Annotated in this window: 12 protein-coding genes; 2 read left to right on the top strand and 10 right to left on the bottom strand. The window is 46.3% G+C overall.

Annotated features, from left to right (window positions below):
• Positions 1-75: 75 nt before the first annotated feature.
• The 4 genes from NL647_RS24170 to nsrR all read right to left on the bottom strand — a co-directional run bounded on the left by NL647_RS24170 (position 76) and on the right by nsrR (position 4,737).
• The gene (locus NL647_RS24170) at positions 76-762 is read right to left on the bottom strand and encodes a phosphoglycolate phosphatase (RefSeq protein ID WP_017190936.1); all 687 of its coding nucleotides are present in this window, start codon (positions 760-762) and stop codon (positions 76-78) included.
• Positions 763-887: 125 nt separating this feature from the next.
• Positions 888-1,631 carry a 23S rRNA (guanosine(2251)-2'-O)-methyltransferase RlmB gene (gene rlmB / locus NL647_RS24165; RefSeq protein WP_005451431.1) on the bottom strand — a complete coding sequence of 248 codons (744 nt, stop codon included), beginning with the start codon at positions 1,629-1,631 and terminating at the stop codon, positions 888-890.
• A gap of 76 nt (positions 1,632-1,707) precedes the next feature.
• Positions 1,708-4,194 (bottom strand): ribonuclease R, encoded by a 2,487-nt coding sequence (rnr, locus tag NL647_RS24160; RefSeq protein WP_005451428.1) that lies wholly within the window; start codon positions 4,192-4,194, stop codon positions 1,708-1,710.
• A 117-nt stretch (positions 4,195-4,311) separates the two neighbouring features.
• The gene (gene nsrR, locus NL647_RS24155; RefSeq protein WP_005451426.1) at positions 4,312-4,737 is read right to left on the bottom strand and encodes a nitric oxide-sensing transcriptional repressor NsrR; all 426 of its coding nucleotides are present in this window, start codon (positions 4,735-4,737) and stop codon (positions 4,312-4,314) included.
• Between the two features lie 111 nt (positions 4,738-4,848).
• On the opposite strand from nsrR, the gene hmpA reads away from it, so the two are divergent.
• Complete coding sequence (hmpA, locus tag NL647_RS24150) at positions 4,849-6,033, top strand: NO-inducible flavohemoprotein (RefSeq protein WP_005451424.1); 1,185 nt, start codon at positions 4,849-4,851, stop codon at positions 6,031-6,033.
• A gap of 106 nt (positions 6,034-6,139) precedes the next feature.
• Here hmpA and NL647_RS24145 read toward each other — a convergent pair whose 3' ends face one another.
• Positions 6,140-6,775 carry a tetratricopeptide repeat protein gene (locus tag NL647_RS24145; RefSeq protein WP_005451422.1) on the bottom strand — a complete coding sequence of 212 codons (636 nt, stop codon included), beginning with the start codon at positions 6,773-6,775 and terminating at the stop codon, positions 6,140-6,142.
• Between the two features lie 230 nt (positions 6,776-7,005).
• Positions 7,006-8,322, bottom strand: coding sequence for an adenylosuccinate synthase (locus NL647_RS24140; RefSeq protein WP_005451418.1), 1,317 nt, complete (start codon positions 8,320-8,322; stop codon positions 7,006-7,008).
• Positions 8,323-8,495: 173 nt separating this feature from the next.
• Here NL647_RS24140 and NL647_RS24135 point away from each other — a divergent pair, with 173 nt between their 5' ends.
• The gene (locus NL647_RS24135) at positions 8,496-8,681 is read left to right on the top strand and encodes a DUF2065 domain-containing protein (RefSeq protein WP_005451416.1); all 186 of its coding nucleotides are present in this window, start codon (positions 8,496-8,498) and stop codon (positions 8,679-8,681) included.
• Between the two features lie 108 nt (positions 8,682-8,789).
• On the opposite strand, the gene hflC is transcribed toward NL647_RS24135, so the two are convergent.
• From hflC to hfq, 4 genes are read right to left on the bottom strand one after another with little or no spacing between them, the layout of a single operon-like run.
• Positions 8,790-9,770, bottom strand: a complete 981-nt coding sequence (gene hflC / locus NL647_RS24130) for a protease modulator HflC (RefSeq protein WP_253650742.1) — start codon at positions 9,768-9,770, stop codon at positions 8,790-8,792.
• A gap of 2 nt (positions 9,771-9,772) precedes the next feature.
• Positions 9,773-10,975, bottom strand: a complete 1,203-nt coding sequence (gene hflK, locus NL647_RS24125) for an FtsH protease activity modulator HflK (protein ID WP_005451415.1) — start codon at positions 10,973-10,975, stop codon at positions 9,773-9,775.
• A gap of 45 nt (positions 10,976-11,020) precedes the next feature.
• Positions 11,021-12,310, bottom strand: coding sequence for a ribosome rescue GTPase HflX (gene hflX, locus NL647_RS24120; protein WP_005451407.1), 1,290 nt, complete (start codon positions 12,308-12,310; stop codon positions 11,021-11,023).
• A gap of 38 nt (positions 12,311-12,348) precedes the next feature.
• Complete coding sequence (gene hfq / locus NL647_RS24115; protein ID WP_005451405.1) at positions 12,349-12,612, bottom strand: RNA chaperone Hfq; 264 nt, start codon at positions 12,610-12,612, stop codon at positions 12,349-12,351.
• Between the last annotated feature and the right edge of the window lie 77 nt (positions 12,613-12,689).

The raw sequence follows: 12,689 nt of genomic DNA, 5'->3' as shown, positions 1-12,689 counted from the left end.
AAACCGTGCAGTAATAGGTGCACGGTTTACTCAGTGTACTCATTAACGAGTATTTTGGAAGCTCTTTTGTAGCCGTTATGCAGAAACCGCTACAACGTCCAATAATTCTGCCAAACTGTCAGCGACAAAATCTGGATTTGATGCAGAGATAGACTCACCGTGGTTGTAACCATAAGTCAGACCAAATGAGGCACAGCCTGCATTCTTTGCCGCGAGAATGTCGTTCTTCGAGTCGCCGACCATCAACATTTCACTAGGTTGGATTTGGTGTTTTTCCATCAGCCAGTTCAGTGCGACTGGGTTTGGTTTTTTCTCTGGAAATGCATCACCGCCAAGAACATCAACGAAGTATTTTGCGATGTCGTGCTTTTCTAAAACATCAGGCACAAACTTCGAAGGCTTGTTGGTTACCAATGCCATAACAAAGCCGGCTTTGTGTAACTCTTCCAGTGTTTCTTTTACCGTTGGGTAAAGGTGGCTTAATTTGTGACCGCTTTTATCATAGTAGTCATCAAACAGTACACGCGCTTTTGCACGAAGCTCTTCGCTCAGTTCAGGGTTGATAGTCAGGCTTTGGCTTAATGAGCGTCCAATCAGCACATCTGCGCCGTTGCCAACATAGTCACGAACTTGTTCTTCTGAAACCGATGGAAAGCCAAGCGCTTGTACTGCTTGGTCAGCCGCTACCGCGAGATCTGGCACGCTATCAAGCAACGTACCATCAAGATCGAAGGCAATGAATTTAATGTCTTGTTGAGTCATAACTTCCCTGAAGATTTTTATTTATAAATCGGTGAAAACGACAAAGGATGGCACCCCATCCTTTGTTTTTATCATTGTGTCTGACTTTGTAGTAACTATTTGTTTATTAGAAATTTATTTAGCAATTACTTTGCAGCAATACGCTGACGAACCGCTTCAAACAAACAAATGCCAGATGCCACAGATACGTTCAAGCTTGAAACGCTACCTGCCATTGGGATCTTAATCAAATCATCACAGGTTTCGCGAGTCAGACGACGCATGCCGTCACCTTCTGCACCCATTACGATAGCAAGAGGACCCGTTAGTTTTGCTTGGTAAATATCGTGCGTCGCTTCGCCCGCCGTACCAACAAACCAGATGCCTTGCTCTTGCAGTGTACGCATAGTACGAGCCAAGTTGGTCACTCGGATCAATGGCACGACTTCTGCTGCACCACAAGCTACTTTGCTTACAGTTGCGTTCATCGGTGCAGAGCGATCTTTCGGTACAATGATCGCTGCTACGCCAGCTGCGTCGGCATTACGTAGACAAGCCCCTAGGTTATGCGGATCCGTCACGCCATCCAACACCAATAGTAGCGGTGACTCGTGCTGCGCTAGGATGCCATCGATGTCGTTTTCGTTCAGCTGTTTCGCTGGCTTCACGCGAGCGATGATGCCTTGGTGGTTTGCGCCACGCGCTTTGTCATCCAAGGTTTTACGTGTCATTTGCTGAATCGAAACACCACATACCTGAAGGTCATTTAAAATTGGCATTAGGCGATCGTCTTGACGACCTTTTAGTACAAATGCTTCGATAAAACGCTCTGGTTCGCGCTCCAATACCGCCTTCACTGCGTGAATGCCGTAGATAAATTCGTTACTCATTGTTTAACCTGTTGTTCTGGTCATATTGCCTGCGCCAATCTACCCCTTTAAATCCAGACTAGATTGGCGATTCAGCCTACTCAGCGTCGCTCTTAGTACGCTTAGTCTTTCTCGGCTTACTGTGTGGCTTTTTCTTGCGTGCTTTCTTCGGCTTTTTAGCACCTTCAGTGTCACTGCGTTTTGCTCCATTTTTGCGAGGTTTTTCTGCTTCAGCAGATTCTGGTCGCTTGGTTGGTTCAATCGCAGGTATTGCACGAGTGCCGCCTTTGGTTGCCGCACGTTTTTTCTCTTTCGCTTTGCGTTTGGCATCCGCTGCGCGTTTCTTCGCAGTCTTACCTTTGCCGCGTAGCTTACGGCTTGTTTCGATTAATTCAAAGTCAATTTGCTTGTCATTTAAGTTAACCGCAAGCACTTTCACTTTTACCGCATCGCCTAGGCGATAGATGTTACCGAAGCTTTCGCCGATAAGTCTTTGACCAATAGGATCAAATTGGTAGTAGTCGTTCGCTAACGTTGAAATATGCACCAAACCATCGATATGCAGTTCCGTCAGACGAACAAAGAAACCAAAGCTGGTTACATTGGCAATAACACCATCCAGCTCGTCGCCAACATGGTCTTGCATGTATTCACACTTCAACCAATCTGCCACTTCACGAGTTGCGTCGTCTGCACGGCGCTCTGTCATCGAACATTGCTCACCGTAGAAGTCCATGTCGTCAAACGAGTAGTGGTAACCGCCAGTTGGTGTCCAACGATCTTGGTTGCGACCTTCTTCTTTAGCAATCAGGTACTTGATTGCGCGGTGCAGCAACAGGTCAGGGTAACGACGAATTGGCGACGTGAAGTGCGCGTAACGTTTCAGCGCTAGACCAAAGTGACCGGCATTGTCTGCGTTGTATACCGCTTGCTTCATTGAGCGCAGTAACATAGTTTGAATCAGTTCTTTGTCCTGACGTTCTGCGATTTGTTTTACCAAATCTGCATAATCGGTTGGTGATGGCTCTAAACCACCTTTCAGATCCAGACCTAGCTCACTGAGGAAATCACGGAACCCCTGCAGGCGCAGTTCACCCGGAGATTCGTGAACACGGTACAACGCTGGCTCTTTTGCTTTCTCAACGTAAGACGCTGAAGCGATGTTCGCTAAGATCATACATTCTTCGATGATCTTATGTGCGTCGTTACGAATTACCGGCTCGATGCTTTCAATCTTACGATCCGCATTGAAGATAAACTTAGCTTCAACGGTTTCGAATTCAATCGCACCACGGTTATCACGCGCTTCTTTAAGTACTTTGTACATCGCGTGCAGCTCTTCAAGGTGAGGAACGACAGCGTGATAACGCATGCGCAGCTCTTCATCCCCTTCTAGAATCGCACCCACTTTGTTGTAAGTCAGACGCGCATGCGAGTTCATCACAGCTTCGTAGTGTTTATAGCCTGATAGCTTACCGGTGTCAGAGATGGTCATCTCACATACCATACACAAGCGATCAACCTGAGGGTTAAGTGAACACAAACCGTTTGATAGCACTTCAGGTAGCATTGGCACAACTTGCGATGGGAAGTATACCGAGTTACCACGGTTGATGGCTTCTTTGTCCAGCGCAGAGTCTGTACGCACGTAGTAACTTACGTCAGCAATTGCGACCCATAGGCGCCAACCGCCACTCTTTTTCTTCTCACAGTAAACAGCATCATCAAAGTCACGAGCGTCTTCGCCATCAATGGTTACTAGCGGCAAGTCACGTAGATCGACACGGCCTTCTTTTGCTTCTTCTGGAACTTCTTCGCCCAGATTTTCGATCTGTTTATCGACGGCTGCTGGCCAATCGTGTGGAATTTGGTGGGTACGGATTGCTATTTGCGTTTCCATGCCCGGCGCCATGTTCTCACCAAGAACTTCAACCACTTTACCCATCATGCCACGTGAGCGAGAGCCGCGATCAGTAATCTCAATAACGACCACGTTACCCATACGAGCACCTGCTTTGTGCTCATTTGGGATCAGAATATCTTGGCTAATGCGAGAGTCATCTGGCACAACGTATGAGTAGCCGTATTCAAGGAAGAAACGCCCCACGATCTGCGTGTTACGCTCTTCTAAAACACGAACAAGACGACCTTCACGACGACCACGCTTGCTGTTGTCAGTTGGTTGCACCAACACGTAGTCACCGTGGATGATGTGCTTCATCTGGTGATGCGGCAGTACAATGTCATTATCCTTGCCGACACTGCCTTCTGGACGAACCCAACCATGGCCATCTTTGTGACCAATTACGTAACCTTTCACCATCTCAAGTTTTTCTGGCAACGCGTAACACTGACGGCGCGTAAATACGAGCTGACCATCACGCTCCATTGCGCGCAGTCGACGGCGTAAACCTTCGTAATGCTCTTCACCTTCAAGTTTTAGCGCTTCAAACAAATCATTGCGATTCATCGGTACGCCCGCTTCTTCTAGAAACTCAAGAATGAACTCTCGGCTTGGGATTGGATTTTCGTAATTTTTGGATTCACGATCTGCGAAAGGATCGTTTGGAATATTGTCTGACATAGGCACGCCTATCTAGCAAGGAAGGTATAGAGCTAGTATATCCGAGTCTCTCGATAAGCTACAGAAATTGCTTTAAAAAAGAGTGTCAGTGAGAAGATTTATAGAACGTTAAAAAGGCTAAGGACGGGTAAGTAAGATCAGCAGTTCAGAATTATCACTTAATAGCTCTTCAATCGTGCAGCCATCTAATTCAGCCAAAAACGCCATTTTCGCTTTCGCTAGCTTTTCTTTTAGACGACATGCCGGCGTGATATGGCAAAATTCCACAGAACAATTCACCAAATCTAATGGCTCTAAATCACGCACCACACCACCGACAGTGATTTCTTGCGGCGCTTTCATCAAACGAATACCACCATTTTTACCGCGCACCGTATGCACATAACCAAGCTGACCAAGACGGTTAATCACTTTCACCATATGGTTACGTGATACACCAAATAAATCAGTCACTTCGGTAATATTTGTCAGCTCATCTTTTGGCAATGAAGCCAAGTAAATCAAGGTTCTGAGCGCATAATCGGTAAAGCTAGTTAACTGCATGTTGCTATCCTCTGTAGTAGCAAAATTGTAATTCTTTTCTTGATCGAAAGATACATTTGAGATACAACTTTAAACATGCATTACAAATACAACTTTAAATAGGAAGCCATTATGCTCAGCAACCAAACCATTGATATCGTGAAAGCAACCGCACCACTTCTTGCTGAAACCGGTCCGAAGTTAACGGCACACTTTTACGATCGTATGTTCACCCATAACCCTGAGTTGAAAGACATTTTCAACATGAGTAATCAGCGTAATGGTGACCAACGTGAAGCTCTATTTAATGCAATCTGCGCTTACGCAACCAACATCGATAACCTACCAGCACTGCTTGGTGCAGTAGAAAAAATCGCCCATAAACACACCAGTTTTATGATCACCAAAGATCAGTACCAAATCGTTGGTACACATCTACTTGCGACGATCGACGAGTTGTTCTCTCCGGGTCAGGAAGTGATTGATGCATGGGCAGAAGCTTATGGCGTGCTGGCCAATGTATTTATTCAGCGTGAAGAGCAAATCTACCAAGAGAATGCAGCACTGCAAGGTGGCTGGCGTGGCCTGCGTGAATTTGAGTTAGTGGGCAAACAGCTTGAGAGCGAAAACATCTGTAGCTTTGTTTTCAAACCAACCGATGGTGAAGTGGTTTCTGAGTACAAACCTGGTCAATACCTAGGTATCTACATCAACAGTGATAAGTTCGAAAACCAAGAGATTCGCCAATACAGCCTATCCTCTGCGGTTCAAGAGAACACTTACCGTATCTCGGTAAAACGTGAAGAAGGCGGTAAAGTATCGAACTTCCTTCACGATGAGTTGAGCATCGGCGATAAGGTGCAACTTGCAGCACCTGCGGGTGATTTCTTTATGGATGTGGACGCGGCTACACCGGTTGTTTTGGTATCAGCGGGCGTTGGTCTAACTCCGACTCTATCAATGCTTGAGAGCCTTTCTGAGCACCAAGCACCAGTCACATGGGTACATGCTACAGAAAACGGTCAACAACACGCATTCAAACAGCACGTAAACCAGCTCGTAAATGCTAAAGAGAACATGAACTCGTTGATTTGGTACAACCAACCAACAGCAGAAGACAAGATTGGTGAAGACTTCCACTTCACCGGTTTCGTCAACTTAACTGAAATTGAAGCAGCCCTTAAGCAAGACAACGTACAAGTCTACTTCTGTGGTCCTGTTGGCTTTATGCAGCACGTCGCGAAACAATTGCTTGAGCTTGGCGTAGCGCAAGAGCAGTTCCATTACGAGTGCTTTGGTCCACACAAAGTCGTTTAATCGCCTGCAATTACGCTTCGGGAAAAACAACAAAGCCCACATGATGTGGGCTTTGTTGTATGTATTGGCAGAGCTTTATGAAGTTACTGGTGTTTTAAAAGTACACCTACCAGAAGGTGTCGCGGCGCTTAGCGCGCGCAATAATGTTTTGTGGCATGCGTTGCTCAAGGCCGTTTCTCAGCATCGCAATACGTTTGTGCTTTCTTTGATCGGCAGTCACCGAATTATAAAGCCAACGGTAGGCATCTTCGTAATCCAAAGGGCTACCGTAATCACGCAGCAATAGCTCAGCAAGATGAATACGCGCATTTAAGTTGCCCATTGCCGCCGCTTCTCGCAGGTATGGGATTGCACGTTCTTTATCTTGTTGGACTAAAGTACCGCGAGAGTAATAGCGACCTAGCTGCTCTAGTGCAGCTGGCAAGCCTTGGTGGGCTGCGTTTTCCATGTAGTACAGACCGAGCTCTACGTCTTGCTCTACACATACGCCCCACGCCAACATATCGCCATAAAGGAATTCATAAGACGGCAAGTTAATGCGCGTCGCACGTGCCACGATATCTTCCACTAGCTGGCAGTTATCAGCGCGCACGCGTTCTAAGTGCTTATTCTGCTCAATAAGCTTAATAAGCTCTGCTTCGGTGTAGATGGGGACAGGCGCCCCTACATCGGCAACATCTGCCCAAGCCGATGTCGCACTCAGCATCAATAACAGTGAAGCAGCCACTGTTCGTAACTTCATAAATGTACTCTTTAAGGTATCTAAGAAACCAAAGATCAGCCAAGGATCTCCTCTGCTTGATAACCTTATCGGCAAAGGTCAGTTAAGCTTTAGGCAATTTTTGCCTCCTACTTAAGCTTAACGGCAAATATTTGCCACGGCGAGTCGCATTTTTCGGCAGTGAACCCAACTCACAGATACAAAAAAACCGGCTATAAAAGCCGGTTTTTATAATCTCTAACGAGTATCGATTAAGCTTCGAATGGGTGAACCTTAATGATAGTTTCGTTACGGTCAGGACCTGTAGAGATGATGTCTACTGGCACGCCAGTTAGCTCTTCGATACGCTTGATGTAATCTAGAGCAGCTTGTGGTAGCTCTTCGATTGATTTCGCACCGAATGTGTTCTCAGACCAACCTGGCATTGTTTCGTAGATAGGCGTTGCTTTTTCGAATGCTTCAGCAGCCATCGGAGAAACTTCTAGCGTAGAGCCATCTTCCATCTTGTAACCAGTACAGATTTTTAGCTCTTCTAGACCATCTAGTACGTCTAGTTTAGTTAGACAGAAACCAGATACAGAGTTGATTTGGATTGCACGACGCATAGCAACAGCATCGAACCAACCAGTACGGCGTAAACGACCTGTTGTCGCACCGAACTCATGACCAACTTCACCTAGGTGTTTACCTACTGGATCTTGCTTGTCTAGACCGTCGTATAGCTCAGTCGGGAATGGACCTGCACCAACGCGAGTACAGTAAGCTTTCGCAATACCAAGGATGTAACCGATGTGACGAGGACCGAAACCAGAACCTGCAGCAACACCACCAGCAGTCGTGTTAGAAGAAGTTACGTACGGGTAAGTACCGTGGTCGATGTCAAGTAGAGTACCTTGTGCACCTTCGAACATGATCTTGTCGCCGCGCTTACGTGCTGCGTCTAGTTCGTCAGTTACGTCGATAACCATTGAAGTTAGTAGTTCAGCGTAGCCTTTCGCTTGCTCAAGTACTTCTTCGTAGCTTACTGGCTCAGCTTTGTAGAAGTTAACTAGTTGGAAGTTATGGAATTCCATTACTTCTTTTAGTTTCTCTGCAAAAGTAGCCATATCGAATAGGTCGCCAACGCGTAGACCGCGACGAGCAACTTTATCTTCGTATGCTGGACCGATACCACGACCCGTTGTACCGATAGCTTTTTTACCGCGAGCGATTTCGCGAGCTTGGTCCATTGCAACGTGGTAAGGAAGAATTAGAGGACATGCTTCAGAAATGAAAAGACGTTCGCGTACTGGAATGCCGCGCTCTTCAAGAGGTTTCATTTCTTTAATTAGAGCTTCAGGCGATAGTACAACACCGTTACCGATAACGCATTTTACGTTATCGCGAAGGATACCTGATGGAATTAAGTGAAGAACGGTTTTTTCACCGTCAATTACAAGTGTGTGACCTGCGTTGTGACCGCCTTGGTAGCGTACCACGTATTTTGCATCTTCAGTTAAAAGGTCTACGATTTTACCTTTACCTTCGTCACCCCATTGGGTGCCTAGAACGACTACGTTATTTCCCATCTTTCCAAGTCTGATTGCTAGTTAAAAATGGATTCTAGCACCGAATCACTCTTCTTGCAGTCATTTTTTGTTCACAGAGTTGATACTAGAATGCAAACTCGCCACCCCAGCTCATTTCGAAATCACTACATCGCTGATAATATTTACTTTTCAGAATTCAACTAGGAATCATGATGTCTGAGTCTATTTGGCTAGCGATAGGGCTAGTATTGATTGTTGAAGGTATTGGACCATTGGTCGCCCCAAATGGCTGGCGCAACATGGTGGCTCAGTTGAGTGAGCAGCCAGATAACCAATTACGTCGCATTGGTGGTTGCTTAGTGGTAGCAGGGGCTGTCATCGCTATCATGATGAGTTAATCACGCTTCTGACTCTATCTTGAATTTGTCTAGCAGATACCGTTAGAAACAAAAGATACAAAAAAAGGCTCCATAACGGAGCCTTTTCAATTTGCGGTAACGCTTAGGTTATTTCGCTTCTGTGCCTTTCGCGTTGTTCATGTATTGGAAGAATTCACTCTTCGGATCCAGAACAAGGATGTCACTCTTAGAGCTGAACGATTTCTCGTAAGCCTTTAGAGAACGTAGGAAGCTGAAGAACTCAGGATCTTTGTTGTACGCATCTGCGTAGATCTTCGCTGCTTCTGCATCCGCTTCACCTCGTGTTACACGAGCTGTTTTGTCTGCTTCAGCAAGAATCGTCGCTACTTCAAGCTCAGCTTGTGCGCGGATTACTTCTGCTTTCTCACGACCTTGAGAACGGTGTTTACGAGCTACCGACTCACGCTCTGCGCGCATACGACGGTAGATAGATTCACTGATCTCATCTGGTAGGTTGATCTTCTTCATACGGAAGTCGACGATACGAACACCCAAGTCTTTCATTGCGCTGTCACGCGTGTCTTTCAACACTTCAGACATGATTAGGTCACGTTCGCCATCGATTTCTAATGCTTCACGAGCCGCCTCAGTGCTCACTTCATCACTGCTTGCGTCTTCTGGAAGTACGTCGTTATTACGTGGACCAGATACGATTTGCTTGATTTCACGAGAACCGATTTCTGCACGTAGAACGTCTGTTACTTTACGCTCAAGAAGCGCTTCAGCAGTCAGCGTGTTACCACCGCCAGTTGCTAGGTAGTAACGACCGAAATCCTCAATACGCCACTTCACGTAGGTATCGATGATTACGTCTTTTTTCTCAGACGTTACAAAACGGTCAGCACGACCATCCATTGTTTGGATACGCGCATCTAGTGTTTTCACGCGGTCAAACAAAGGCATTTTGAAATGCAGGCCCGGCTCGTAAATACGAGTAACGTCGTTGTTGTCTTTCAAGACACGACCAAATCGAACCACAATACCGCGGTCGCCTTCAGGAATCACAAACAGTGACATCAGCATCAATGCCAGTGCGATGACCAGTACAGGGATCATTAACTTACGCATTCTTAGTATCTCCCTTGACGTGTACCAGTTGAACGAGACTGCGTGTTCGAAGTGTCTTCTTGCGAACGCTCAGATTCCAATTGGATGTGATCGTACGTTGAAGTCGATTTCGATTTACGTTTAGTGTCTGTTTGACCATCTTGACCAGCCAGTTTATCGATTGGAAGGTAAAGAAGGTTGCCGCTAGATTCAGAGTCAATCAACACTTTCGATGTGCTTGAGTAAACCTCTTCCATCGCGTCTAGGTACAGACGGTCACGAGTTACACCAGGTGCCGCTTGGTATTCAGGCAGTAGTTTTTCAAACTGAGCTACTTGACCAAGAGCTTCGTTGGTTACACGCTCGTTGTAACCTTGCGCTTCTTTCTTCAAACGCTCTGCGCGACCTGTTGCTTTCGGCAAGATTTCGTTCTTGTAAGCTTCTGCTTCACGGATGAAACGCTCTTCATCCTCACGCGCAGCGATTGCATCATCAAACGCATCTTTAACTTGCTCTGGCGGACGCGCAGACTGGAAGTTCACATCAACAATCACGATACCCATATCATAGCTATCGATGATTTGATTTAGCGTTTCTTGTGTCGTTTGACGGATTTGCTGACGACCACTTGTTAGGATGCTATCCATCAGTGAATCACCAATTACCGCACGTAGCGCCGAATCTGTTGCTTGACGCAAGCTGTCGTCTGCATTGGTTACGCGGTATAGATATTTGTATGGGTCAGCAACACGGTATTGAACGTCCATTGCTACTGTTACTACGTTTTCATCTTTTGTCAGCATTAGACCAGATGCACGTAGCGAACGAATCGCTTGCACGTTAACCGCTTCGTATTCGTCGATAAAACGAGGACGCCAGTTCAGACCTGGGTCTACGATACGGTCGTATTTACCTAAACGCAGCACAACACCACGTTCTGCTTCACCGATGGTGTAAAAACCAGCGAAGAACCACACCGCAATAGCAATAACCGCAATTACGCCGAAGCCAATTGCACCACCGCCACCGCCGATAGAAGAACCACCGCCGCCTTTTTTACCAAACTTGCCACCCAGCTTTTGACTCAGTTTGCTGAACACTTCATCTAAATCTGGCGGACCTTGATCTCGGCCACCAGGACGCTGGCCACCACGATTATTATTACCCCAAGGGTCATTATCGCGGCCATTGTTGCCGTTGTTATTTCCAGGCTCATTCCACGCCATTAGAAAGCTCCATCATTTGATATGACGTTATACTGTAGCAGTCCTTTAAGTGACTATAAAGTCGACTAAAACTGCCCCTTCTCTTTTTTCAAGTCTAGACCAATCTACCTGTTGCATTCGAATATCGATCAACAAGTTACCTTCCTGGTCATATTCCTCACGTTGAATACACTTCATTTGGAAGAATGTACTACGGAATCGTCCTTGATACTGTGGAGGAATTCGCAACTGATGCTCAACCATTTGCGATGCTAAACGCTCGGTCAGCGCGTCAAACAGAAGATCAATGCCTAGTCCATCCATTGCAGAAACCCAGACCGCGCGAGGCACGCCTTCCTCATCTCGTTCTATACGTGGTTTCTGCTCTTCTAGATTGTCAATCTTGTTCATTACTACGAGCGTCGGCACTTCATGTGCATCGATCTCTTCTAAGACTTCATGAACAGCTTGAATATTCTCACGAAAACGCTCGTCACTGGCATCAACAACATGTAACAAAATGTCAGCTTCTTGCGTTTCCTGCAAGGTTGCTTTGAAGGCAGCAACCAAATCGTGAGGCAGGTGTCGGATAAAACCAACAGTATCTGCAAGTATTGCAGGTCCTACATCTGCTAACTCTATCTTACGTAAAGTTGGGTCAAGAGTAGCAAACAGTTGATCTGCCGCGTAAACGCCAGCTTCTGTAATACGGTTGAAGAGTGTCGACTTACCCGCGTTGGTGTAGCCCACGAGAGAAATGGTTGGTATTTCAGCTCGGTTTCGGGCACGGCGTCCTTGTTCACGCTGCTTGGCCACTTTTTCAAGTCGACGCAAGATAGCTTTGATTCTGTCACGCAATAAACGACGGTCGGTTTCTAACTGGGTTTCACCTGGACCACGTAGACCGATACCGCCTTTCTGCCTTTCAAGGTGCGTCCAACCGCGAATCAAACGAGTAGAAATATGGCGAAGTTGGGCTAGCTCAACTTGTAGCTTACCTTCGTGTGTTCGTGCTCGTTGAGCAAAGATATCGAGGATGAGACCGGTGCGGTCGAGAACTCGACATTTGCACAGTGCTTCGAGGTTACGTTCTTGGGCAGGAGAGAGGGAGTGATTAAAAATCACAATTTCAGCACCAGTTAATTGCACCGCAGTAGCAATTTCTTGTGCCTTACCCTCTCCGACATAGTATTTCGGGTGTGGGGATTGACGACTACCAGTCACAACTTGTAGCGTCTCTACCCCAGCGGAAGAAACCAGCATTTCGAATTCAGCTAGATCTTCCCATTCACCTTCTTGCGTGAAGTTGATATGAACAAGTACGGCTCGCTCACCGGATTCATAACGGTCAAACAAGCAATCAACTCCTTATTGTAAAAATACTAAATGAAGAATTAATCTTCAGATTTCTCTTGTGGACGATCACCTTGAGCACGATCACCGCTGTGGTGGCTTACTGGACGAGCCGGCACAACTGTAGAGATTGCGTGCTTGTACACCATTTGGTTAACAGTGTTCTTCAATAGGATCACGAATTGATCGAAAGATTCGATCTGACCTTGCAGTTTGATACCGTTCACAAGGTAGATAGATACCGGGATACGCTCACGACGTAGCGCATTTAGGAATGGGTCTTGTAGAGATTGCCCCTTAGCCATTTTATTTTCCTTATTTAATTTGTAGTTGTAATTATTTAGCTAGTGGTGCAATGCAAAAGGTACTGCTTTTTGCATCT

Source organism: Vibrio sp. Y29_XK_CS5 (assembly GCF_024181835.1).
Lineage (GTDB): Bacteria > Pseudomonadota > Gammaproteobacteria > Enterobacterales > Vibrionaceae > Vibrio > Vibrio harveyi.
The sequence above is the reverse complement of the archived record's forward strand: the minus strand, read 5'-3'. Positions and strand labels throughout refer to the sequence as shown.